The 26,419-nt window shown below is 33.2% G+C and carries 15 protein-coding genes; 7 read left to right on the top strand and 8 right to left on the bottom strand.

Annotated elements, in window-relative coordinates; genetic code table 11:
• The first annotated feature begins 2 nt into the window (after positions 1–2).
• The gene (locus Y10_RS08690; RefSeq protein ID WP_281764995.1) at positions 3–1,175 is read left to right on the top strand and encodes an AGE family epimerase/isomerase; all 1,173 of its coding nucleotides are present in this window, start codon (positions 3–5) and stop codon (positions 1,173–1,175) included.
• Positions 1,176–1,569: 394 nt separating this feature from the next.
• On the opposite strand, the gene Y10_RS08685 is transcribed toward Y10_RS08690, so the two are convergent.
• The gene (locus Y10_RS08685) at positions 1,570–2,565 is read right to left on the bottom strand and encodes a glycoside hydrolase family 5 protein (RefSeq protein ID WP_281764994.1); all 996 of its coding nucleotides are present in this window, start codon (positions 2,563–2,565) and stop codon (positions 1,570–1,572) included.
• 14 nt (positions 2,566–2,579) lie between these two features.
• Entirely contained in the window at positions 2,580–3,791 is a 1,212-nt protein-coding gene (locus Y10_RS08680) for a glycoside hydrolase family 27 protein (RefSeq protein ID WP_281764993.1), read from the bottom strand.
• 483 nt (positions 3,792–4,274) lie between these two features.
• Between Y10_RS08680 and Y10_RS08675 the strand changes: the two genes are divergently transcribed.
• The 5 genes from Y10_RS08675 (at position 4,275) to Y10_RS08655 (ending at position 14,413) form a co-directional block, all read left to right on the top strand.
• On the top strand, positions 4,275–5,378 hold the full coding sequence (locus tag Y10_RS08675; RefSeq protein WP_281764992.1) for an SGNH/GDSL hydrolase family protein: 1,104 nt from the start codon (positions 4,275–4,277) through the stop codon (positions 5,376–5,378).
• A gap of 11 nt (positions 5,379–5,389) precedes the next feature.
• Positions 5,390–6,769, top strand: coding sequence for a sialate O-acetylesterase (locus Y10_RS08670; protein ID WP_281764991.1), 1,380 nt, complete (start codon positions 5,390–5,392; stop codon positions 6,767–6,769).
• Positions 6,770–6,853: 84 nt separating this feature from the next.
• The gene (gene bglX, locus Y10_RS08665; RefSeq protein ID WP_408733614.1) at positions 6,854–9,064 is read left to right on the top strand and encodes a beta-glucosidase BglX; all 2,211 of its coding nucleotides are present in this window, start codon (positions 6,854–6,856) and stop codon (positions 9,062–9,064) included.
• Between the two features lie 17 nt (positions 9,065–9,081).
• Positions 9,082–11,898 (top strand): sugar-binding domain-containing protein, encoded by a 2,817-nt coding sequence (locus tag Y10_RS08660; protein WP_281764989.1) that lies wholly within the window; start codon positions 9,082–9,084, stop codon positions 11,896–11,898.
• A gap of 157 nt (positions 11,899–12,055) precedes the next feature.
• Entirely contained in the window at positions 12,056–14,413 is a 2,358-nt protein-coding gene (locus Y10_RS08655; protein ID WP_281764988.1) for a glycoside hydrolase family 95 protein, read from the top strand.
• Between the two features lie 91 nt (positions 14,414–14,504).
• Here the strand turns inward: Y10_RS08655 and Y10_RS08650 are convergent, their stop codons facing one another.
• Together Y10_RS08650 and Y10_RS08645 are read right to left on the bottom strand one after the other, a co-directional pair.
• Positions 14,505–15,704, bottom strand: coding sequence for a C10 family peptidase (locus Y10_RS08650; protein WP_281764987.1), 1,200 nt, complete (start codon positions 15,702–15,704; stop codon positions 14,505–14,507).
• A 272-nt stretch (positions 15,705–15,976) separates the two neighbouring features.
• On the bottom strand, positions 15,977–17,146 hold the full coding sequence (locus tag Y10_RS08645) for a hypothetical protein (RefSeq protein WP_281764986.1): 1,170 nt from the start codon (positions 17,144–17,146) through the stop codon (positions 15,977–15,979).
• Between the two features lie 275 nt (positions 17,147–17,421).
• On the opposite strand from Y10_RS08645, the gene Y10_RS08640 reads away from it, so the two are divergent.
• Positions 17,422–18,204 carry a gluconate 5-dehydrogenase gene (locus tag Y10_RS08640; protein ID WP_281764985.1) on the top strand — a complete coding sequence of 261 codons (783 nt, stop codon included), beginning with the start codon at positions 17,422–17,424 and terminating at the stop codon, positions 18,202–18,204.
• Between the two features lie 68 nt (positions 18,205–18,272).
• On the opposite strand, the gene katG is transcribed toward Y10_RS08640, so the two are convergent.
• The 4 genes from katG to Y10_RS08620 form a co-directional block, all read right to left on the bottom strand.
• Positions 18,273–20,501 (bottom strand): catalase/peroxidase HPI, encoded by a 2,229-nt coding sequence (gene katG / locus Y10_RS08635; protein ID WP_281764984.1) that lies wholly within the window; start codon positions 20,499–20,501, stop codon positions 18,273–18,275.
• A 209-nt stretch (positions 20,502–20,710) separates the two neighbouring features.
• A complete protein-coding gene (locus tag Y10_RS08630) occupies positions 20,711–22,015 on the bottom strand; it encodes a rhamnogalacturonidase (RefSeq protein WP_281764983.1) in 1,305 nt (434 codons plus the stop codon).
• Positions 22,016–22,208: 193 nt separating this feature from the next.
• Positions 22,209–23,387 (bottom strand): mannonate dehydratase, encoded by a 1,179-nt coding sequence (gene uxuA / locus Y10_RS08625; protein ID WP_281764982.1) that lies wholly within the window; start codon positions 23,385–23,387, stop codon positions 22,209–22,211.
• A complete protein-coding gene (locus Y10_RS08620; RefSeq protein WP_281764981.1) occupies positions 23,384–26,296 on the bottom strand; it encodes a glycosyl hydrolase 115 family protein in 2,913 nt (970 codons plus the stop codon). The genes uxuA and Y10_RS08620 overlap by 4 nt, the downstream gene beginning before the upstream one ends.
• Between the last annotated feature and the right edge of the window lie 123 nt (positions 26,297–26,419).

The raw sequence follows: 26,419 nt of genomic DNA, 5'->3' as shown, positions 1-26,419 counted from the left end.
ACATGGAACCACTAAAGAATGATATGCAGATTGAACTCCAAAGAATTATAAACTATTGGAGTACAAATATGGTAGACGATACAAATGGTGGTTTTATAGGAACTATAGATTATAATAACATTAAACACCCCAAGGCTATTAAAGGAGCCGTTTTAAACGCCCGTATTTTATGGACATTTTCTGCAGCCTACCAGCACTCTGAAAATGAAAATGAATACACCATAGCGCAGAGAGCCTTTAATTATATAAAAAAGTATTTTTATGATGCAAAAAACAAGGGCATCTATTGGAGCGTTAACGTAGATGGTACACCTAGCGACACTAAAAACCAAATTTATGCGCTAGGGTTTACCATTTATGGGCTGTCTGAATACTTCAAAATTTCTAAAGATCAGGAAGCTCTGGATATTGCTATAAACCTTTACAAAAGCATCCAAACACATAGTTTAGATACACATAAGGGAGGCTATTTTGAGGCTTACACGCAAAATTGGGAAGAAATTTCAGATATGCGTTTAAGTGATAAAGATGCCAACGAAAAGAAAACTATGAATACGCATTTGCATATTGTGGAAGGTTTTGCAAATCTATACTTAGTCTGGAAAAATGAAGATCTAAAAAATGCTATCATTGATATTCTTAACGTTATAGACGATAAATTTATCGATAAAAACAGTTGGCATTTAAAGCTATTCTTCAACGAAGATTGGGTAGAAAAACCAGATGTAATATCCTACGGACACGATATTGAAGCCGCATGGTTATTACAATGGTGTGCCGAAGTAACTGAAGACAGCGCATTAATTGAAAACTTTAAGCACTATGCAATTGAGATAACTAAAGTTACAAGCGAAGGTATTGATGATGATGGTGGCTTATGGTATGAATATGACCCGCAAGAAAAGCATTTAATAGCTGAAAAACACTGGTGGCCACAAGCAGAACTTTGGATAGGCTATGTAAATACGTATCAACTAACCCATGATAAAACTTACTTAGACGTAGTATATAAAAACTGGAATTTTGTAAAACAATACATTCTAGATAATAAATATGGAGAGTGGTTTTGGGGAGTTGATGATAAATACAACCATATAGAAAAAGATAAGGCTGGCTTTTGGAAATGCCCATACCACAATGCAAGAGCTTGTATGGAACTAATTAAAAGACTCTAGTAACTATTATTCTTCTGAAGAACAAAGCTTAAATCAAGCATAAAGTAGCTTATCTAATAATTAGATTAATAACATAACATCTTATTCAACAGAAGTATCTTTTAAAAAAATTCTAAACTTACATAAGGGGACTCTAAAGTCCCTTTTTTTATTCCCAAAATTAAGACCTAATTTACACTTAACTCATAAACTCAATACACAAAAAAATAGATAATAAAGCATTGAATTATTAATCCTAGAAATCAAATTGTTTACCAGTAGCAATGTAATTTATCTGATATTGGTAGCAGTATAAACAAAAAGACCCATGATTACCATGGGCCTTTGCTTTTAATAACTAAGCTAACGCTTAATAAAATTAAAAATTATAAGAAACAACAAACAAATATTCCATTTACTTTTTATAACCTCTTAGCTTCTTTTTGAAGTATTTCCCTTGTCTACTAGGGGTAAAGTTATCATCTGTGTACATTTGAGGAGACCACTTTTTATCGAATACCCAAATAAAATAAGAGATGTTTTTATCATCACAGTAGTTTGTAATAGCATCTCCGTACGTTTCATCCCCTATTACAGGTACATGTGCTCCTGGAGCAGTTTCATCACAAAATCCTATCTCAGTAAGTACCACAGGGTATCTGTCTTTTACATATCCCCAATCTTCTGTCCATTTAGGTTCCCAAGGTTGTTCTCTTTTCATTGGGTAAGGATGCGCAACATAACCAATACCTTCTGCCTCTATAGGATTATATCTAACAGGAGTTAAATCGTAAGCCCAATTAAACCCAGCAACTAAAGGAACACCCTCACCACCATTAGCTCTAATAACCGTAATGACCTCTTCATTAATAGTTTTCCATTCGTCCCAACTTAATGTACCAAATCTATTTTCATACATAGTTGGCTCATTAAATATTTCATAAAAGGCAACTGTAGTATTTTTCCCATAGCGTTCTGCCATCAACTTCCAAAAGGCAAATGTTTCTGGCAAAGTTGTATAATACATTTCGTGTAAATACAGTTGATTTTTAAGATTTCCAATACTATGCCAATCAAGAATTACGTACATATTATATTTAGCAGCCCATTCTATACCTTGATCTAATAATTTAAGATACTCCTCCTGCCCTCTTCTTCTCCAAGCTTGAGGATGTACAGGGAATCTAACAGCAGTAGCTCCCCAATCGCTAATCTCCTTAAAGTAACGCTCTCCCCATACACCATCCGTTTTAAGTTTATCAGGGTCACTTGTATTAATTCCTCTAAAAACCATTACTTTTTCAGATTCATTTACAAACTCATTCCCTTTTACTTTAATTCGGTCTAATTTAGCTTGCGCAAACATGCTCACACAAAAGCATAAAGCAAGTATATTTACAAATAACTTCATCTTTATATACTATCTTATTTTTTAGATAATTTAACCATTAATACATCATGTACACCAATAGTAGCTTTAAGATTCTTCTTAGTAGTACCTAAATTTTTATGATTAAATAAGTCTCTTACTTCAAACGTATTTTTATCAGATTCCATAAAATGTTGACTAACATCATCTCCAATTGGATGCTTATTCCAGTCAAAATCTAACTCAACAGGCGTATCATTTCTATTCACAAAAGTTACTGCCCATCCATCGTTTTCTAAAGGTTTCACCCAAATCTCTAATTTGTTTTCATTAGAAAAACGTAATCCTGGAATACCTAAAGCATCTTGATTGATTGCTATTACCTCCTTATTAGTAAGGGTTTTAGTAGTCTCTTTAGACATAGATCTAAGATCATTCCCCATCATTAAAGGAGAAGTTAAAATACTCCACATAGCAAAATGGCTTCGGTCCTCTGCATCTGTCATACCATTACCAACTTCCATCATGTCATAATCGTTCCAATGACCTGGACCAGCAATTTCTCTAATATTGGTATTCATTCTCATTTCTATAATTGGCCAAATACCAGAAGAAAACCAAGAACCATGACCTATTTGACATTCCCAACAGTTAATAATATCTCCAGTAATTCTCCACATTTGTCCAACATCTTTAGCCCATTTCCAAGGTTCATTATCACCCCATTCACAAATACTAAATAACACTGGTCTTCCGGCTTTATATAAAGCATCTCTCATAGTAAGATAAGATTCGTTAGCATTTAACTCATCTGTATCACACCAGTCGTATTTAAGAAAATCAACTCCCCATGAAGCGTATAAACGCGCATCTTGATATTGATGCCCTCTACTTCCAGGATATCCAGCACATGTAGTTCCTCCAGCACAATTATACAAACCGAATTTTAGTCCTTTAGAATGCACATAATCAACAAGTGCTTTCATTCCACTAGGAAATTTCTCAGGGTCTGCAACTAAATTTCCATTCTCATCTCTTTCTCTAGTCATCCAACCATCATCTAGTACAATATATTCGTACCCTGCATCTTTCAATCCTAATTCTACAAATTTATCTGCTATGCCTTTTACAAGGTCTTCACTAATATCAGTTCCAAAAGTATTCCAGCTATTCCATCCCATTGGAGGTGTCTTAGCCAATTCTTCAAATTTTTGAGCATGCATTATTGCTGACACACTCAATAACATCACTACTAGTATTTTTTTCATTCTTTTAATTTTATGTAAGTTTTCTAAACTAATTTGATTGTTGTAATGCTAAACGCATTTTATATACTATACTTATACGTTTTCGTGATTTATTCGTTTACTTATTAAGTAATACGTATCATGTAAAAATAATATTACTTAAATTAGTAACCCTACAAAATAGACATCTATTTTTTATGAAAATCAAAATTAACTTATATCAAAAATAACTGATAGTACTATTTTATCATTTGGTTATCATATTTTCACGTTACACAAACCCAATAAATAAAATATCTAGAACTTTTTATTTTCACTAAAGTTAAAACACAGAAAATCAACCACATCAAAAAAACAACTTCTAACAAACAGTTTTAGATAAATGATTTACATATAATTTCATCTGTTTTTTTGACATTTTCATATTATTAAATGCTATTTTAAATCAACTATATAATTTAATGTATTGGTAAATTTGTAGACATTAGCTAAATCACATATAAAATGAAACTATTAAATGCTGTATTACTGTATGTTTTAATTCTGTTTATGCATACGTATAATGTAAACGCACAATCACAAATCCATAAACCTACCAATGATACTTTTTTTACTCATGAAGGACGAGTATTAGTAAAAGAGGATAAAATTGCTCTTATAGGCTCTGCATCTTCTACAACGTTTTTCACAAAAGGTAAAAAAGCTACTTTACATCTAACCACAGACGGACAAACCCCTTATAACTTTGTAGTAATTACTTTAAATAAAAAAAATCCTATTAGATACCAACTAGAGGCTCATAAAGATAATGTTATTGAATTGACATTAGAAAGCAATAAAACTGAAATTACTATTTATAAAGCTACTGAGGCTAGTATTGGTGATGTTTACTTTAACGGAGTTGATGCAAAAAAATTACTGGAGGTAAAACCTACTAAATACGATTATAAAATAGAATTTATTGGAAACTCTATTACTTGTGGTATGGGAGCCGATGAAACTGAAATTAAATGCGGTACTAATAATTGGTACGATCAGCATAATGCATATTTTGCATATGGCCCTAGCCTGTCTAGATTATTAAATGCTAATTACTTATTAAGTTCTGTATCTGGTATTGGTATGTACAGAAACTGGAACGATGAAAATGTTGAAGAATCAATTATGCCACAAGTGTATGACAATCTGTATTTAAACTATGATAAAAAAGCACCATATACGTATAGTTTTAATCCAGATTTAATTAGTATTTGTTTAGGTACTAATGATATGTCTGAGGGTGATGGTACTAAAGAAAGATTACCATTCAACAAAGAAAAATACGTAAACAATTACAAGAAATTTGTTGCTAATCTTTATGAGCACTATCCTAATGTTAAAATAGTATTGTTAAATAGCCCAATGGTTGATGGAGAAAAAAATGAACTTTTCGTAGCTTGCATTAAAGAGGTTAAAAATCATTTTGAAAAACAAAACAAAAAAATCTACATGACGCTATTTGATAATATAAATCCTCAAGGATGTGATTATCATCCTAACATTGAAGACCATCAAAAAATGGCAAAACAATTGCTACCACAATTTGAAGCTATATTATCTGATAAATAAAATTTCAAGTGATGTTTAAAAAAATATTCATCTTATTGTTGTTCATTAGTCCTTTAGCAACTGTTAAGGCTAATGTTGTATTACCGTCAGTTTTTTCAGACCACATGGTTTTACAACAAAATACTACCACTAAATTTTGGGGATGGGCAGATCCGAACGAAGAGCTTACCATTTCGCCATCATGGACCACTGAAACGTATACAACCAAAACTAGTAATCTAGCTAATTGGAAATTAGAAATACCAACGCCTAAAGCTGGTGGACCATTTACTATTAAAGTAAAAGGATACAATGAAATCTTATTGACCGATGTATACATAGGAGAAGTTTGGTTTTGCTCAGGACAATCTAACATGGAGATGTCTGCTGCTTGGGGAATTGAAAATGGAGATGCTGAAATGGCAGCAGCCAATTATCCAACCATTCGTTTTTTCAAAACACCTAAGTCTACATCAGATGCACCACAATTAGACGTAAATGCTCAATGGGAGGTTTGCACTCCTGAGGTAATGAAATATAATAGTGCTGTTGCTTATTTCTTTGCTCAAAAATTACATAAGGAATTGGATAGCATACCTGTTGGTATTATGGTTTCGGCTTGGGGAGGTACTCCTGCTGAAATTTGGATTCCATCAGAGGTTATTAAAAAGGATGAAACCCTTTCAATGGAGGCCGATAAATTACAACCTGCTGAATGGGGGCCTATTAAACCAGCAAAGACCTTCAATACCATGATTCAGCCGTTGGTAGGTTACTCTATAGCAGGTTTTTTATGGTATCAAGGAGAAAGTAATGTTGGCTCAAATCATTACGATGAAACATTAGGCGCATTAATAAACACATGGCGTACTTTATGGAAAAATAATGAGTTACCCTTTTACTTAGTTCAAATAGCACCGTTTAACTATGAAAACGACACCTATTCTGGAGTTAAAATACGAGATGCACAACGTAAATTAGTTACTAAAGTTCCGAATACGGCTATGGTAGTAATTAGTGATGTATCTACTACCGACGATATTCATCCAAAGAATAAGAAACCAGTGGGAGAACGATTGGCAAATATCGCTTTAAAAAATAAATATAAAGCCTATGAAGGAACTATTTCTGGTCCACTATTCTCTAACTTTGAAATAGATAAAAACAAAGTTATTGTTCATTTCAATAATAACGAAGGGCTTTATTTTAGCTCTAAAGAAAATCAGTTTGAAATTGCCGGAGAAGACGGCATTTTCTATACTGCTAAAGCCACTATTAAAAACAATAGTATTTACCTAAAATCAAAAAAAGTAAAGAAACCTACAGATGTTCGCTTCGCTTGGGGTAATACGATTCAATCTAATTTATTTAACAAAGCACAATTGCCGGCTTCGTCATTTACATCAAAGTAAACTCATATGAAAATATATTTTTCACTTTTATCATCCATTTTTTTATTAAGCACCTATAACAGTTTTGCTCAACAAAAATCAACTATGAATAAAGAAACTAAACAATCTATAGAGAAAAAAGTAGACTCATTACTAAGTATTATGACCTTAGAAGAAAAGATAGGTCAAATGAATCAATACAACGGATTTTGGGATGTAACAGGTCCAAGTCCTAAAGGTGGTAATGCAGAAAAAAAATATGAAGACATCAAAAAAGGTTTAGTAGGTTCTATGCTTACCGTTCGTGGAGTTGATCAAGTAAGAAGCGTACAGAAAATAGCAGTAGAAGAAACTAGATTAGGAATTCCTCTTATTATAGGTTTTGATGTAATTCATGGTTATAAAACACTTAGTCCAATTCCATTAGCAGAAGCAGCTAGTTGGGACTTAGAAGCTATAAAAGAATCTGCTGGTGTAGCTGCATCAGAGGCAGCTGCCTCTGGTATTAACTGGACTTTTGGTCCTAATGTTGATATTTCCCGTGACCCAAGATGGGGCCGTGTGATGGAAGGTGCCGGAGAAGACCCTTACTTAGGAAGCAAAATTGCTACGGCTAGAGTTAAAGGATTTCAAGGTGATGACTTGTCTGATGTAAATACAATTGCTGCTTGTGCGAAGCACTTTGCCGGTTATGGTTTTTCTGAATCAGGTAAAGAATATAACACCGTTTCTATAGATCGTAGTACACTTTATAATGTAGTTTTACCTCCGTTTAAAGCTGCTGTAGAGGCCGATGTAAAAACGCTGATGAACTCTTTTAATGAATTAGATGGTATCCCTGCTACAGGTAACAAATTTTTACAAAGAGACATTTTAAAAGATAAATGGAATTTTAATGGTTTTGTAATATCTGACTGGGCTTCTATTAAAGAAATGATTAGTTGGGGTCACGCAGAAGACCTTAACCATGCTGCTGAATTGGCTGTAGAAGCTGGTTGCGATATGGATATGGAATCATATGCTTATGTAGATGAACTTGTAAAATTAGTGAAAGAAGGCAAGGTTGACGAAAAATTGATTGATGATGCTGCAAGAAGAATCTTAACGGTTAAGTATGAACTTGGTTTATTTGATGATCCTTACAAATATTGTAATGAAGAACTAGAAAAAACCGTGATTGGTAGTGATGCTAATAGAGCAGCTGTATTAGATATGGCAAAAAAATCTATTGTTTTACTAAAAAATGAGGGCAACTTATTACCACTACCAAAAAAAGGTAAAAAGATTGCTGTTATTGGAGCTTTAGCGGATGATAATAACAGTATTCTAGGTAGTTGGAGAATTGCTTCAGATGATAATTCAGGGGTTTCTATATTAGAAGGTTTACAACAGTATAAAGGTAACAAATTGGTTTACAAAAAAGGAGCTGATGTTACTGTAGGACAAACTGCCTTTACCGAAGAACTAACTATTAATACCACCAATACAGAAGACTTTGATGATGCCATTGCTGCAGCAAAAAAATCTGATGTAGTAGTCATGGTATTAGGTGAACATGGCTTTCAAACAGGGGAAGCAAGAAGTAGAACAGAACTTGGTTTACCAGGAGTTCAGCAAGAGCTTTTAGAAGCGGTATACGCCGTAAATAAAAACATTGTGTTAGTACTAACTAACGGTAGACCTTTAACCATTAATTGGGCTGAAGCAAATATACCAGCCATCGTAGAAACTTGGCAACTAGGTACAGAAACAGGAAATGCTGTAGCGCAAGTACTTTATGGGGATTACAACCCAAGTGGAAAACTACCAATGACATTCCCTAGAAATGTGGGGCAAATTCCTATTTACTATAATCATAAACAAACAGGAAGACCTGTAAACTCAGATAACAACGTATTTTGGTCTCACTACAGTGATGTAGAAAATACACCTCTATACCCATTTGGTTTTGGATTAAGTTATGCTTCTTTTGAATATACCAATTTACAAGTTAGCAAATCAAACATCTCTTCTGAAGATACGGTAGAAGTATCCGTGAATCTAACCAATACAGGGAAAGTAGCAGGAAAGGAAGTTGTTCAACTTTACATAAGAGATTTGGTTGCATCGGTAACGCGCCCTATTAAAGAACTAAAAGGTTTTGAAATGGTTTCATTGGAGCCAGGAGAAACTAAAAAGGTTACCCTAAAACTAACAAAAGACGAGTTAGGATTTTATAATAATGATGGAGAATTTATTGTAGAACCAGGTACCTTTAAAATTTTTATAGGAGGAAGCTCTATCACTTCGTTAGAAACTGAAATTACACTTAATTAACCACTAAACTCACATTCATGAAGAATGTAAAACATATTATTAAAAACATCTGTTATGTAGCTTTAGGCTTATTTTTAATTGCTTGTGAAAACAGTAATCAAAAGTTTAGAACTAAGTTAAAACTAGATGGTCAATGGGAATTTGCTTTAGATACTGCTAACGTTGGTATCAAAGAAAAATGGTTTACAAAATCATTAGCTGATTCCGTAATGCTACCGGGAACTACAGATACAAACCAAAAAGGTTTTATAAATAAAGATACCACTACCCTACACTTAAACAGACCTTTTACCTATGAAGGAGCTGCTTGGTATAGAAAAAAAATAGTGATTCCTAGCAATTTTAAAGATAAGTATGTAGAACTATTTTTGGAACGAACTAAAGTTACTAAAGTATGGTTAGATAGCACATATATTGGAGCCTCTAAATTGTTACAATCTGCTCACAAATATAATCTTACCGACCTAATTAAACCAGGCGAACATTATATTACCGTGATGGTAAATAATGACTTAGCGCTTACGCCTTATGGAAATGTTCATATTTATAGTGACGATACTCAAACCAATTGGAATGGTATTATTGGTGAGATGTACCTAGAAACCTCTTCTAAACTTCGTGTAGACAAAGTAAAAGTGTTTCCAGATGTTACCAAGAAGAATGTTCGTGTAAAAGTAACTATGAACAATAATGATACTTTTAAAGGACAAAACGTTCAGATTACTTTAACAATAAAAAGTACTGAAGATGGAGAAGATAAAATTATAGCAAGTAATACTATGGAAAAACCATTTGCTGCTGAATTTTCTCTCGATTATAACTTTGAAGATGAATGTAACTTATGGAGTGAATTTAATCAACCTCTTTATAAATTAGAAGTAGTAGTCACTCACAATGAATGCAAAGATGTAAAAACAGTAACATTTGGTATGCGTGAGTTTGCTACTGAAGCAACTAAATTTACTATTAATGGTGCTACTACCTTTTTACGAGGAAAGCATGAAGCGGGTGTTTTCCCTATTACAGGCTACACTCCTACTGATGTAGATGAATGGAAAAGAGTGTATCAAATTGCCAAGGAATATGGAATTAATCATTACAGATTTCATACATATTGCCCCCCTGAAGCAGCATTTACAGCAGCTGATGAAGAAGGTATCTATTTGCAAATAGAACTTCCTTTCTGGGGAGGAATGGATGCTGATTCCGTTGCAACGATGCAATTAGAAGAAGGCTATGCAATGTTAGATGCGTATGCAAATCACCCATCTTGTGTAATGGTATCACCTGGAAACGAAATTTGGAGCGGACATGATAGAGTGGAAAAAAATATGATTGCTTTAAAAAAATATGACAATAGACCATTATACACTATGGGATCTAATAATAATATTGGTTATTTAGAACCTAGAAGTTATGTCGACTATTTTGTAGGCTCGCGTACTCCTTCAGACGGAGATACCATTAAAACACATACGAGATTAACCCATGCCTATGCAGATTCTAATGAGGGTGGTATGTTAAACTCTTTACAGCCTTCAACTAAAGTTAATTTTGATTATCCGGTGTCTCAATTAAACATGCCAATTATAAGTCACGAAATTGGTCAATACCAAATTTACCCTGACTACAGTGAAATTGAGAAATATACAGGAGTATTAAAAGCTTGGAATTTAGAGAAATTTAAGCAAAGCCTAGCAAGGTCAGGAATGGCAGATATGGACAGCATTTTCCAGAAAGCATCTGGAGCTTGGTCTGCATTATGTTATAAAGCAGAAATGGAAGCCGCTTTACGTACCAAAGGATTAGGTGGTTTTCAATTATTAGATTTACAAGACTTCCCAGGTCAAGGAACTGCTCTAGTTGGTGTGTTAGATGCCTTCATGGATTCTAAAAATGTGGTTACTGAAAAAACTTGGAAACAATCTTGCGATGAAGTGGTTTTATTAGCTGAATTTGATAAATTCTGTTGGACAAATAATGAAACCTTTAAAGCTCTATTAGATATTTCTAATTATGCTGAATCAGATTTAAACAAAGCTCAAATTAATTGGTCATTAACTGATTCAGATAATCATAGTATTGCTAACGGAACTATCTCAAAAGAAAACATAACACAAGGAACCTTATCTACTGTTGGAGAAGTATCGGCTAATTTAACCTCTATTTCAGAAGCCAAAGAAATAACACTTAACTTAAGTTTAGAAGGTTCTGATTATACTAATGAATATTCTATTTGGGTATACCCTTCTACAGTTAACATTAGTGCGGAAGATGTTTTGGTTACAGATAACTTAAATACAGCTACGCTACAACAATTAAATAACGGTGCTAGTGTACTATTTTTCCCAACCACAGCAATGGTTACAGACAAGAGTTTTGCTGGTCATTTCCCTCCTGAATTTTGGAACTATGGTATGTTTAAATCAATTAGTGAAAATGTAAAAAAACCGGTTTCGCCAGGTACATTAGGACTATTAACAGATCCAAGTCATCCTATCTTTAAATCATTCCCTACAGATTTCTATACCAATTGGCAATGGTTCAATATTATAAAAGAAAGTAACTCTTTAATATTAGATTCTTTACCAAAAGATTATAAACCTATAGTTCAGATTATAGACAACCTAGAACGTAATCATAAACTAGGAATGATTTTTGAATTTAAAATTGGGAAAGGAAAATTATTAGTTTGTACTTCTCAGTTAAATACTATTGAAGATACGCATCCGGAAGCAAAACAGCTGAAAGCTTCAATAATTAATTATATGCAATCAGCTGATTTTAACCCTAAAACATCTATATCTGAATTAGAATTAAAACAACTTTTTTAATTGATGATGTAGATGAGAAGCTCATTATATTATCTTATAAATAATAATTATGCTTCGTGGCTCTGCCACGAAGCAACTAAATAACTTTCAGATGCTTAGTAAATTATCTTTTCATAGCAATTTCCCCAAACTAATCATTTTTTGTACCATACTGTTTATGAATAGTAAACTCAGGGCACAATCAGATCTTACCATGTGGTATGATAAACCTGCTACCTATTTTGAAGAAACCCTTGTTTTAGGAAATGGTAAAATGGGAGCTACCATTTTTGGAGGTGTTGAAACTGATAAAATATATTTAAACGATGCTACACTTTGGTCTGGTGAACCTATCAATGCAGATAATAATTCCTCAGCTAAAGAATATATTCCGAAAATAAGAGAGGCATTAGCTAACGAAAACTACAAGGTAGCCGATTCTCTAATGAGGTACATTCAGGGAGCTTTTTCTCAATCCTATGCCCCATTAGGTACTTTAAAAATCAATTATGATAATCAGCAAAAGTCAGATGAATACTATCGTGATTTGAATTTAGAAAATGCGATTTCAACTGTAAGCTATAAGAATAACAAGGTTAGGTATAAAAGAGAATATTTTGTATCACATCCCGATCAAATAATGGTTATTAGAATTACGGCTAGTAAAAAGAATAGCATCAATTGTAGTCTTAACTTTGAAAGTGAACTTAAATATAATAGTATTGCTAAGAATAATGTTTTAGCTATAAATGGATATGCTCCCTACCATGCAGAACCTAGCTATAGAGGTGATATGCCAAATGCAATTTTATTTGATGAAAATAGAGGTACTAGATTTACCACGCTTTTTAAAATAAAAAACACCGATGGCAAAGTAACTGTTAGTAATGACCGTGTTACTTTAAAAAACTGCTCAGAAGCAATTATTTATGTTAGTATAGCTACTAGTTTCAATGGTTTCGACAAAAATCCGGTAACAGATGGTGTAAATAATAAAGAAATTGCATTACACAATTTAGAACAAGCATCTGAGCAGACCTACACTTCCCTAAAGCAAAAACATATAGAAGACTATAAAAACTTGTTCAATAGGGTTTCCTTAAAATTAGGTAACCAAAAAACTCCTAGTTTACCAACTGATAAACGTTTGTTAAACTATTACGATGGTAAAGATGATAAGAACTTAGAAACGCTATATTTTCAATTTGGAAGGTACCTCTCTATTGCTTCTTCAAGAACTAAAGAAGTACCAGCTAATTTACAAGGAATTTGGAACCCCTATATGAGACCGCCATGGAGCAGTAATTATACATTAAATATTAATGCTGAAGAAAACTATTGGTTAGCAGAAACAGGGAATCTTTCAGAACTACATAAACCGTTATTAGGTTTTATAAAAAATGCATCAGTAACTGGAGCAATAACTGCTAAAACCTATTATGGAGTAAATGGTTGGACAACCGCCCATAACTCTGATATTTGGGCAACTACCAACCCAGTTGGAGATTTTGGACAAGGTGATCCGAATTGGGCTAATTGGAGTATGGGTGGTGCATGGTTAGCTACTCATTTATGGGAACATTATGATTTTACTAGAGATAAAAAGTATCTAAAAGAGGAAGCCTTCCCTATTCTAAAAGGTGCTGTAACCTTTTGCTTAGAATGGATGGTTAAAGATAAAGAAGGTCATTGGATTACATCTCCTTCAAATTCTCCTGAGGCAAAATATATTACACCAGAAGGCTATGTTGGTGCTACACTTTATGGAGGAACAGCTGACTTGGCAATGATTCGAGAGTTATTTATTGATTACATGAAAGCATCAGAAGCTTTAAATATAGAAGATGACTATCTAACTAGAGTAAAATCTGTTTACAACAACCTTCACCCATACCAAATAGGAGAAAAAGGTAACCTACAAGAATGGTATTATGACTGGAAAGATGAAGATCCACACCATCGTCATCAATCGCATTTATTTGGCTTATACCCTGGTAATCATATTTCTCCTCTTACAACCCCAGCTATAGCAGAGGCTTGTAAAAAAACATTAGAAATAAAGGGAGATGAAACCACAGGTTGGTCTAAAGGCTGGCGTATAAATTTATGGGCACGTTTAAGAGACGGAAATCATGCCTACAAAATGTATAGAGAATTATTAAAATATGTAGATCCCGATAATTATGAAGGTAATCATAAAGGCCACGGTGGTACCTACCCTAACTTATTTGATGCCCATCCCCCATTTCAGATAGATGGAAATTTTGGTGGTGCAGCAGCTGTTATAGAAATGTTGTTACAATCAACAAGTGATCGCATTTATGTATTACCTGCTTTGCCCGATGTTTGGCAAGATGGCAGTATATCTGGTATACGCGCTAGAGGTGGTTTTGAAGTTTCTTTTAAATGGAAAAATAAAAAAGTGTATGATTTTACCATAAGTTCAGAACTTGGAGGCAGTTCTAATGTTACTATTAACAACCAAAATTATAGCATACGGCTAGAAGCAGGAGAGCAAAAGAAATTTTCATTTTAAATAACTTTATTTAACTAATATCTATAAAAAAACAGGTAATACTTATATCGTATTACCTGTTCTCATTATTAACCAATTTAGTTTTATAATATCAAGGAGTTATATTATAAATCATTTTTTTATTGCTATTATAATTATGACTTCCAGGAGTAAAATCATTATAAGAATAATAACCATCATAACTACCATGCCACCCCCAATTCATATGAAATACGGGTATATATACTAAGCCTGTACAATCCTCTCTATAAACATATAATTGACTATATCCATCACATACCCACATATGACCTACAGAACCATTACTTCCACTTAGAATAACGGGTTTATTAGAATTCAAGCTACTTTTTACAGTATTGTAACTAAATCCTGCCCAATTTGCAGTAGAGTAACCAAACTCATTTTTTAGAACATTCCCCATATTAGCCGAAGATATAACTCCTGTCCCATCACAATCATAAGTAGGATAACCACTATATTGACTATCTATTGCTTCATGAATATCTTCTATAAAATTAGCTGTGGTAGTTGTAGCATAATCTGGTGGCATTGCAGACCAGTTATAGCTTGTTGGATACTCAAAATACTTCATTACTTGAGCCATTGCAATAGGTACACAGCCTGCATACACTTGTTGACTGTAACCGTTACATGTTATATAAGGTAATGCATCATTAAATACGCCTGTTTGATACCATGTTGTAGATAATAAAGGACCAACTTGAACCGTTTCTGAATGATCATAACAAGGTTCCGGATCAATTCTAGACATTAGTTTGTTACTTCGTTCCCATGCTAATTGAACATCTGAAGATTGTTTTATTTCTGAAGTACGCAATTCAGAAATATAAGTTTTCGTTTCTTCCATCCAATCCTTTAACCCATCAGGATATTCCTCTTCATCTATAATAAAACTACCCTTATCTGCATACGCTAATATAGGGTTAGCTCTTTTATCTGCAGACAAAATAATAAATCCATCTTCCTGATAATTTACAACGTAAAATGACGCCTTATCTAAACTTTCATTTTTAATGGTAGCAATCATTTCTACCGTTTTAGGTTCAGCAACCACTGTAAAATCATTAATTCCCTTTCCTGAAGGTTTTTCTTTGTCAAATAGCATTTCTTCAGCTATTTGCCGCGCTTCTACAAGTTCTACAAAATAGTCTTCATTTTGTAAATTACTCTGGTCTGGTTGATTATTAAAATCATCAGAACAAGAAAAATTGAGCAGTAGTAATAATAGAATTAAAAAAGTGAACCACTTTCTTTGAGTAAATTTTGTCATAATATTACAAGTTAAATTAATATTCAAACTACTACCTTTAATCAAAACTTAGATTATAGTTAAGATTGGTGCATATATAATTTATCGCTTGTAATATTTACATAGTTCCCTAAAAGTCATTGTCTTTTATTAATGATATATCAATTCTTAAAAGTCATTTATTAGAGTAACTTTGAGGATATAAAAATTGATTATCAATAAATTACATTGTAAATATTAATGTTAAATATAATCATTTCTACATTTGTAATAAATATTATCTTACATTTTTTTTAAAAAAAAATTGATAAGTCAGCTTCATAAACATTCCCTTCCTTATCAGAGGCCAAAACAATCCAAGGTGTTGATGCTGCAAATAAATCTTTAGGTCCTGTTACATTGTTTATTTGATTTCCTTTTCCCCAAACTTGTTTATCCGGATTCATTACAGATATGGTTTTCGCAACTACAGTTTCACTATTCAAATCCATCACTGCAAATAATATTTGTCCTGTATTATCTTCCTTGTCATCAAACATACTGTAACCTATAAAAATATCAGATGCCTTATTTTTCACACCTACAATAATTGGCCTTGTTGGTTGCCTTGTTGCTTCTAAATTACAAAATGGATAATTTTTCCATGTCCCTCCAACCGGTAAAACTCTTAATACAAATTGTGGTTTTCCAACAATGTCTAAACTGTTTTTTGTTACCAGATACAAAGTGCCATCATCTGCTACCAAAGTGTTTAAATGGTCATCAGCAGTTTTATTTCCTTTCTCTACAATCTCAATTGATTCCCATTCATTATAAGTTTTAGTGTTCAAATGAGTACAATTCATGATAGCTTCATTCTTCTGATCTGACCAAATTACTCTTACAAGATTATCTTGTGTTACAATAGTACAAATATCATCCTTGCCTATACCATTAGCTATTATGTATGGCTTATTCCAATGCTTATTACCGCTCTTGCACCAAACAGTTACCTCATCGCCCACAATTGCAGACACCCATAAATTGCCAACATTATCAAGTGATATAGTAGCTGTTTCAACATGCTTGTTTTTCTTAAATGTAAAGTTTCCTAAAACATTTACTTTCCATCTACTTGATGATTTTGATAAGCTAAATACACTTATTTCATAATTGTTAACTCCCACAGCATATACTATATTTCTATCTACATACGTATCTACTCTACCCTGTAACCCTTTTAACTGATTATTAACCTCAGCGTTTGTTATCCATCCATCTGCTGTTCGTTCCCACAACGTAGGACCACTTTTGCTTGGTAATAATGCCCACCAAGTACTGTCCATAAACCATATTTTTGACTGAGGTTTATCTGCTGTAGGTGTTGGTATATCTACTTTAATAACTGGTTTTTGTAAAGAGTTTTGAGCAAAGCCAATTTCAAGTATAGCAAAGCAACATAACAGTAAGTAAAATTGTTTCATTTTATATAAATCAAAAATCGAAGGTATGTATTGAAGATTTGTTAGCCTATTGAAAAAGTAGCAAACGGCTATATTTTACAATTTCTTAAATTTTTATATACATTACTCATTAGTACTATCCTGCCCTATCCTGTTTGATATATATATAATGATTGTTTGTATGCTTTTTATTGACTATTTTTAGAAAACCAAAATCAAACAATTTCTACAACTTATCAAAGTATTAATATCCCTCATAGCAGTATAAATAATCTGTAATAGAAATTGTATATAAAATGACACTATTTAATTTAGAAGGCAAAACAGCCATAGTTACTGGCGGTACCCATGGTTTAGGAATGGCAATAGCCACAGGACTAGCAGAAGCGGGTGCCGAACTTATCATCACCGATATTTTTGAAGAAAAGCTTGATGAAGCGATGAAATATTATAAAGAAAAAGGGTTTAAAGCTACCCCCTATCTTTTTGATGTTACTAATGAAGATGATGCTAAAGCTAATGTAGACACTATGCTTAAGAAACATGGTAAAATAGATATTCTGGTAAATAACGCAGGAATAATCATGAGGCAAATGGCTGTTGACATGGAGGTAAGTGATTTTAGAAAAGTAATAGATGTTGATTTAGTAGGACCCTTTATAATGTCTAAACTTATTGCCAAAGATATGATAGCTCGTAAATCGGGAAAAATCATTAATATGTGTTCAATGATGAGTGAATTGGGTAGAGATAATGTAAGTGCCTATGCCGCAGCTAAAGGAGGTTTAAAAATGCTCACTAAAAATTTAGCTACTGAATGGGCAAGACATAATATACAAGTGAACGGAATAGGTCCTGGGTATTTTGCTACAACACAGACAGAACCCATACGTGTGGATGGGCATCCTTTTAATGAATTTATTATTAACCGAACTCCAGAAGGTAGATGGGGTAATCCTGAAGATTTAGCTGGAACAGCTATATTTTTGGCTTCTGACGCAAGTAAATTTGTAAATGGACAGGTTATTTATGTTGATGGTGGTATACTAGCCACAATAGGAAAACCTTCTAATGAATAACACCATAAACCACAATTAAAAAAGGTCTCCTTATAAGGAGACCTTTTCTTTATGTAAAAATTAAATTACTATTTTAAATCAAACCTATCTAGGTTCATCACCTTATTCCAGACTTTCACAAAGTCTTTCACAAACTTTTCTTGAGCATCAAAAGAACCATATACTTCTGCCAAAGCTCTTAATTCTGCATTAGACCCAAAGATTAAATCGGCTCGCGATGCTTTCCATTTTAGTTGACCAGATATTCTGTCGTAACCTTCAAAAACTTCTTGTGTCTCGTCGGTAGGTTTCCATTCTGTTCTCATGTCTAAAAGATTAATAAAAAAGTCATTCGTCAACATTTCTTTTCTATCTGTAAAAACACCATACTCTGAATTATCATAATTCGTATTTAGAGCTCTCATACCACCCAATAAAACCGTCATTTCAGGTGCAGTTAGTGTTAATAACTGAGCCTTATCAATTAGCAACTCTTCTGTAGCAACATCAAACTTGGTTCTTCTATAATTTCTAAAACCATCTGCATAAGGTTCCAAATAGCCAAAGGCTTCAATATCTGTTTGCTCTTGAGAAGCATCCATTCTACCAGGTGTAAACGGTACATTAATGTAATAACCAGCATTCTTAACTGCTTTTTCTACTCCAGCACATCCAGCCAAAACAATTAAGTCTGCAACAGATACTTTTTTATTACCGCTTTGTGACCCATTAAAAGAATCCTTAATAGCTTCTAATACGTTTAATACCCTTGCTAATTGTTCAGGCTTGTTAACCTCCCAATCTTTTTGCGGTGCTAAACGCAATCGTGCTCCATTTGCTCCTCCTCTCTTATCTGAACCTCTAAAGGTAGAAGCAGAAGCCCAAGCAGTAGAAACTAGTTCTGCTATAGAGAGGTCTGTGTCTAATATTGTCTCTTTTAATTTTTTAATATCATCTTCGTTAATCAACTCATGATCTACTGCTGGTATTGGATCTTGCCAAAGAAGCTCTTCTTTAGGAACTTCAGGTCCTAAATATCTACTTGTAGGTCCCATATCTCTATGGGTTAATTTATACCAAGCTCTTGCAAAAGCATCGGCAAACTCATCCGGGTTTTCATAAAAACGTCTGGATATTTTCTCATACTCCGGATCCATTCTAAGAGATAAATCTGTGGTAAGCATAGTAGGTAATCTTTTCTTATTGGCATCAAACGGATCTGGTATACAAGGTTCAGCCCCTTTTGCAACCCATTGTTTAGCCCCTGCAGGGCTTTTTGTTAACTCCCATTCGTACTTAAATAAGTTTTCAAAGAAATAATTACTCCATTGCACCGGTGTTTGTGTCCAAATTACTTCAGGACCTCCAGTAATAGCATCACCTCCAACACCCGTACCAAAACTATTTTTCCAACCGAAGCCTTGCGCTTCTATGGGTGCTGCTTCAGGTTCAGGGCCTACGTATTCAGCAGGATTAGCTGCACCGTGTGTTTTACCAAATGAATGTCCTCCTGCTATCAATGCTACTGTTTCTTCATCGTTCATAGCCATACGCTTAAACGTTTCTCTAATATCCTTTGCTGCAGCTACAGGATCACCATTTCCGTTAGGTCCTTCCGGATCAACATATATAAGTCCCATCACTACTGCTGCCAATGGGTCTTCCAAATCTCTTTCTCCTGAATATCTTTTATCTTCTAACCATTCTTTTTCAGAACCCCAATAAACATCTAATTCTGGTTCCCATGTATCCTCTCTACCACCCGCAAAACCAAAAGTTTTAAAGCCCATAGACTCCAAGGCTACATTACCTGCTAAGACCATTAAGTCTGCCCACGATATTTGCTTACCATACTTTTGTTTAATTGGCCAAAGCAATCTTCTGGCTTTATCTAAACTTGCATTATCTGGCCAACTATTTAATGGTGCATAACGTTGTTGCCCGGCACCAGCACCTCCTCTACCATCACCTATTCGGTAAGTACCTGCGCTATGCCATGCCATTCTGATAAAAAGTCCTCCATAATGTCCAAAATCTGCTGGCCACCAATCTTGTGAATCTGTCATTAAACTATGTAGGTCATTCTTCAACCCATCATAATCAATATTTTTAAATGCCTCCGCATAATTAAATGTTTCTCCCATTGGATTAGACAAGGAAGAATTCTGTCTTAAGATTTCAACACGTAACCTGTCTGGCCACCAATCTAAGTTTCTAGTTCCTCCACCTGCGGTATGCTTAGGTGCTGCCCCAGAGAAAGGACATCTAGATGAGTCATTTACTTCAAATGAATTTCCATTATGAGCATTCTTTTCCATATTATTTTTTTCTATTGCTAATTATTAATATTACTTCGGAGGGATTTTGATAAAAGTGTTCACTATTAACCTCTTACAAGTTAGCAATTGTTATAAATGAAAACAATAATATATTGTTAAGATATTAAGAATATCATAAAATAAAGGCTCTTTAAAAATAAAGAGCCTCTGCTTAAACCAAATTAATTATTATCAACACAATTTATGAATTAATTCACCTCTAATTTTTTCGTTTTTAATTTTTTAATATTGTCCAAATTTTCAATTTTACTTTCTTCTGCATCTATCTTCACATTCATAAAAGTAAATTTTGATAATTCATATTGATCAGATTCTAGAATATTGAAATCTATATCACATGCTATATCAATATTCTTAAAAACAATATCATTTGCAGTAGACATTTTCATGTCTTTCTCCCCTTTTAAATTGAAAAACTGAGTCCATGGTCTAATTTCAATCATTTTTCTAACACTTCCATGTATATTCTCATAGGTTATATACTCATAGTGTTGTGGAGTATCAGGTCTCATTTTTAAATTTAGTAACCTTGATGCTCCTTCAACAGTACTATTTCTAAATAAAATATTATAATTATGTATAGATTCACTTCCACAGGTTAAGGCACTATGACAAAACCCAAAAGTGTTATCTTCTATTAAAATATTTCTATTTTCTCCATTATTCTCATCTTTATCAGCAAAAGGTCCCTTTCCTCCTTTTAAAGCTATTGCATCATCATTAACAGACATATAGCAGTTCTTAATTAAAACGTTGGTGCACACATCAATATCTACTGCATCGGTACTTGGCGATTTAACGGGCTCTCTGGGAGAGGTAATGGTAAGATTTAATAATTTAAGATTATTACATTTATAATAATGTGTAGTCCAAAATGGTGAATCTTTCAATGTTACATTCGCTATTTGAACATCATTAGAATTAGACACATAGACTAAACGCGGTCTCATTTCGTCTTTATTAGTGCACTTAGGATTAAACTCTCTGCGCAACCAAAAGGCTTTCCAGTAGCGTAATCCATTTCCATTTATGGTTCCTTCTCCTGTTAAGGTAAATCCATCTACATGATCTGCGTTTACTAATGCTGGAAAGTATTTTACAGTCTCCCCCTCAATTCTAGTCATTATAACCGGAAAATTACTTATATCATCACTCCCCTTTAATACAGCTTCTTTCTCTAAATATAAATGTGTTTTAGGTTTAAAAAACAATGCTCCGCTTAAAAAAGTACCTTTTGGAATTATAATTACTCCACCTCCATTCTTCGCTGCAGTGTCTATTACAGATTGTATTTCTTCAGTTTGAATCTTGGTACTATCTAGAGTTACACCAAAGTCAGTAACCACATATTTATTTCCTAATGTATTTACATCTACAACATCATATTGTTTAAACCAATCAGATATTGGTGTACCATCTGGAAATACATCTTGTGCACTCACAAACAACGGTAGTAACAGTAGTATAAATATGTTTATTTTAAAATGTTTCATATATTCTTTTATGATTGTTATTTCTACTGCTGAATATAACAGATTAATCCTTTCGGGCTATCCTGTTGTATCCTGAATAAACGATCAGCAGTGGTTACTATAGTACATTACTACAATAAGAATAATTTTGTGCTGAAAGCAGCAAAACTTGAAGTAATAAAACTAAAATTAATTGTTTCCTTTTCATCTGTTGTTACGTTTTTATTCTTTCTATTCCCATTACTAAACCTCGTAATTCTGCCAAGCCCTTTAATCTTCCTATCAATGAATACCCAGGGTAGAAACTTTTATCAATATCGTCTAGCATTACATGACCATGATCAGGACGCATAGGTAAGATCTTATATGCGTTTTCCTGACTATAATTGTAAAATGAAGTTATTAACTCGTGCATATCTGTACTACCTTCTAAGTGATTTGCTTCGAAGAATATAAATCTATCCATTCTTTGAACAGATCGTAAATGAACAAAATGAATTCTTTCATAATAATTCGTTACCATATCCGGTAAATAATTTTCTGGGTGTGCTCCTAAACTTCCACTACAAAAAGTAAGTCCATTATGTATACTAGGTACCTCAGTAAAAATATAATCTAAGTCTTTTTTAGTAGATACCATACGTGGTAATCCAAAAACCGGCCATGGAGGATCATCTGGATGAATTGCTAGACCAACTCCATATTCTTCTGCTACAGGAACTACTCTTTTCAGAAAATAGATTAGGTTTTGTCTTAATTGATTCTTATCTATATTTCTGTAAGCGTCTATGCCATCTTTTAATTGTTGAAGTGTAAAGGCTTCTGTATCTCCTGGCAATGCCAAAAGCAAATTATTCTTTAAAGTTGCTAATGAGTCAGCAGACATCTCTTGGTATCTTTTACTTGCTATTTCTACTACATCAGCTTCATAATGGGTAATCGCTCCTTGCCGTTTCAAAATATAGATATCAAAAATTACAACCTCTATATGGTCATACAATAAGGCATTAGTACCATCTTCTAATTGATAATGGATGTTACTACGCAACCAATCTAAAATAGGCATAAAATTGTAGCATATACAATTAACCCCACATTGAGATAAATTCTTAATACTTTCAATATACTGGGCTATATAGGTATCTCTCTCCGCTGTACCTTGCTTTATAGATTCATGTACGGGTAAACTTTCAACAACATTCCATCTTAAACTACCATTAGACTCATCTGCAATTTTTTTTAAATGCTTAGTAATGGCATCTTTTGTCCAAACAGCTCCTACAGGTACTTCATGAAGTGCAGTTACAATACCACTAACACCTGTCTGCATTATATCTGCAATGCTTACAGGATCATTATTCCCAAACCAACGCCAACTTTCTTCAAAAATCATTGATACTTTATTTTATTGTTTGTTTCCTCTAATAAAGAATAGGGTAATGTTTCAGCATTAGTTTTAACATATATAAAATCCAATGCTACTCCCTCATCTATCATATAAATAGTTAAGGTATGCTTTCCTTTTTTCTTTAGTGAAACATTCATTTCTTTAATAGCTAAATTTCTCAGAACATTTTGTTTCCATTCCTCACTACGACCATACGTTTCAAAGTTTACAATATTTATTTCTTCATTATCCCATTGTACTCCTACACGAACTTTATGGTTTTTAGTAAGTGGATGTGACGGCAAAGCTGCTAAAACTAGTTTCGCCGTATCCGTTATACTTTCGGTATAAAATTGATATTTCAATTTTGGATGATTTCTAGAAAAATGTAATGTATCTAAAGGTTTCATTTTAAAAGGAACTGCTTGCATTACGCTACTAGTATAACCCAACCCCTTAACGGGTTTCCATACAACATCACCTCTGGTATTCTCTTGAAAACCTGAAGCAGCATAAGCTACCGCAAAGCCATTCTTCTCATAAAAACATTCATTACAATTAACTTCCTTATAATCTTGTATATTTACTTTTATAGGGAATATCTCTGAACCCACCCTCAAATAAAAAACGGTATTTATATTGTCTTCTTTAGATATCAAATTCCAATCTACCGAAAACTTTATTCTTTCAGAATATTTATTGTTATCACTTTCTAATAATCCACTATGCTTAGAAACTTTCAAATACTTAGGCAAATTTTTAAAATGCCATTTCTCTTTACCTTGTTTTGTTAAAAAAACATCTATATAGTAACTATCGCCAAACCCTTTATAAAAGGTAGGTAGTTCACTCCCCTTATCTACATATCCTTCTATTTGGTAACTAATTCCCATGGGGTTACTTTCACTAATGGATATATCAATACTTGGCTTATCAAATACGGGGAGTTTTCTCGGTTGCATAGACATTATATGATTCCATTTACCATTGCTAATGTGTAAATTATACTGTTCAGTTATATATATAATACTATCATATGCTGCTAAAGACTTATCTTTAAACACATTAGCTTCTACTCTATTAGATTGCTCGTATTTTTCGGCTAGATCTCTATAAAGATGTTTTTGATTCATATACATTGCTCCCTTTACCGGATAATGTATCAATTGAAAAAAGGTACTTTTCAATTCTACAGGTAAACTTTTATAAATACTATCAGAAACGTTTCCCAAACGCTCATAATACCCTAGTCTTAAATTAATCTCATCTCCATAATTATAAGGATTATAAGCGGTTGCTTTTACTGGTGTGGTGGGTTCTGTTTGACTCCACCCCATATACTCTGGTTTTCTTTCATAAGCTAACTCATAATAGCTATTTTTAAGTGCCGTAATTTTATGAGCGTTGTCCTTTCCGAATATGTTTTCATAAAATGATTGCTGATGATTAATAATACTACGCTTCTCCAAGAATGGATTAATATCATAAGCCATATCTAAAAACAATTGCATTTCATAAGATGCTGGTTTTATATCACCCACATTAAGAATCCACATATTTCTCGCATTCATTTCATAGGCTTTTAGCATCTCTTCTTTTATAAGAAATGGCGATGTAGTAGATAACCATAAATAATCATGTGGTCTCCCCCAATAGGAAGCATGATAGTAAACACCAGAACCACCACTACCCTGCTGTTCTAAAGAATCGCTTAACCTACGTATGTACCCATAATTATCATCTGTCCAAACCAATGTTATATCTTGTGGTAAATCAATGCCAAAATCATACAGTTTTAAGACCTCTTTATAAACTGTAAAAGCTTGGGGTATTGTATTAATAGGTTTTTCATTGTATTTAGACAATAACTCTCTTTGCTTTTTTATTACAGTAGTTAATAGTTCAGCACCTTCCTTTGTAGAAGATACTCCTTCCATTCCACTATCATGAATACCACGTATTCCCACAGTATAAATACCATGAATATCTTTTGCTTCTTTTACACGTTGGTCCCAATATTTTAGAATAGTTTCTTGATTGGATTTAAAATCGAACTTACCATAAGACTTTTTCCATTCATCAACATTATTTCTAAGCATGGGCTCTGCATGAGAGGTACCAACAACTATATGGTATAATTTAGCTATTTTTGGATTCTCTGAATAGTGAAAAAAAGCTTTCGTAGACGGGTGCATAGCTGGCCAAATAGTATTGGCTTTTAAGCGAAGCAATAGTTCAAAAATTTTACTGTAAGTTTTAGGTCCTATATCGCTAATTTCCGGTTCAAATGTTTTAGCAGCCCATGGCTGTAATCCCCAGTCTTCATCATTTAAAAAAATACCTCTAAACTTTACACTAGGCTCATTTGAATATTTGTCTGTAGCATTAATACGTATTTCGTTTTTCTTAATTGTAGGTACATCTGCCCACCAGTACCAAGGATTAACCCCTATTTGCTCTGAAATAGAAAATACACCATACGCAGTTCCTCTTGCATCTGTACCAGCAATAATAAAATTAGGAGCGTTATTTACGTTTTTTCGCAAGCCGGTAAAAAAACTTTCTGATTGACTTAAAAAATTCGAATTGATTGTATCTTTTACATAAGTTTTAATAAACTTAGATTTATAGTTACCAATTAAAATTGCATTTTCTAAATCTAAATCTCCATTAAACTTTAATACTCTAGGTTTCCAACTCAGCACGCGTTCTAAATCATCAGCCAATAAGTAAGAAACAATAGAATCTAAAGTTGTTCCTTGATTATCATAAACAATTTTAACAGGATCATTCTCCTTTATAAAAAAAGTTTTACGCTCTTGTGCTTGAAATTGTACTGTAAACAAGAAAACTGTAACTACTATAAGAATATTAATTATACCAGACTTGATATGTAAATACATAAAGAAACTCATGCAGTATTATTTTAATTTTTACACATATAAAGTTGTATCGTAAAAATTAATACGATAACAATAGCTAAATAGTGCAAGGGGAATCTTTAATACTATCAAAATTAAGAAGATTTTTAAAAGTAC

It is taken from the genome of Neptunitalea lumnitzerae, from assembly GCF_027924185.1.
Classification (GTDB): Bacteria; Bacteroidota; Bacteroidia; order Flavobacteriales; family Flavobacteriaceae; genus Neptunitalea; species Neptunitalea lumnitzerae.
The sequence above is the reverse complement of the archived record's forward strand: the minus strand, read 5'-3'. Positions and strand labels throughout refer to the sequence as shown.

Excerpts from the sequence above, each read along its gene's own strand:
- Y10_RS08690 (WP_281764995.1), top strand. The coding sequence starts at position 3 with ATGGAACCACTAAAGAATGATATGCAGATTGAACTCCAAAGAATTATA.
- Y10_RS08685 (WP_281764994.1), bottom strand. The coding sequence starts at position 2,565 with ATGAAGTTATTTGTAAATATACTTGCTTTATGCTTTTGTGTGAGCATG.
- Y10_RS08680 (WP_281764993.1), bottom strand. The coding sequence starts at position 3,791 with ATGAAAAAAATACTAGTAGTGATGTTATTGAGTGTGTCAGCAATAATG.
- Y10_RS08675 (WP_281764992.1), top strand. The coding sequence starts at position 4,275 with ATGAAACTATTAAATGCTGTATTACTGTATGTTTTAATTCTGTTTATG.
- Y10_RS08670 (WP_281764991.1), top strand. The coding sequence starts at position 5,390 with ATGTTTAAAAAAATATTCATCTTATTGTTGTTCATTAGTCCTTTAGCA.
- bglX (WP_408733614.1), top strand. The coding sequence starts at position 6,854 with ATGAATAAAGAAACTAAACAATCTATAGAGAAAAAAGTAGACTCATTA.
- Y10_RS08660 (WP_281764989.1), top strand. The coding sequence starts at position 9,082 with ATGAAGAATGTAAAACATATTATTAAAAACATCTGTTATGTAGCTTTA.
- Y10_RS08655 (WP_281764988.1), top strand. The coding sequence starts at position 12,056 with ATGAATAGTAAACTCAGGGCACAATCAGATCTTACCATGTGGTATGAT.
- Y10_RS08650 (WP_281764987.1), bottom strand. The coding sequence starts at position 15,704 with ATGACAAAATTTACTCAAAGAAAGTGGTTCACTTTTTTAATTCTATTA.
- Y10_RS08645 (WP_281764986.1), bottom strand. The coding sequence starts at position 17,146 with ATGAAACAATTTTACTTACTGTTATGTTGCTTTGCTATACTTGAAATT.
- Y10_RS08640 (WP_281764985.1), top strand. The coding sequence starts at position 17,422 with ATGACACTATTTAATTTAGAAGGCAAAACAGCCATAGTTACTGGCGGT.
- katG (WP_281764984.1), bottom strand. The coding sequence starts at position 20,501 with ATGGAAAAGAATGCTCATAATGGAAATTCATTTGAAGTAAATGACTCA.
- Y10_RS08630 (WP_281764983.1), bottom strand. The coding sequence starts at position 22,015 with ATGAAACATTTTAAAATAAACATATTTATACTACTGTTACTACCGTTG.
- uxuA (WP_281764982.1), bottom strand. The coding sequence starts at position 23,387 with ATGATTTTTGAAGAAAGTTGGCGTTGGTTTGGGAATAATGATCCTGTA.
- Y10_RS08620 (WP_281764981.1), bottom strand. The coding sequence starts at position 26,296 with ATGAGTTTCTTTATGTATTTACATATCAAGTCTGGTATAATTAATATT.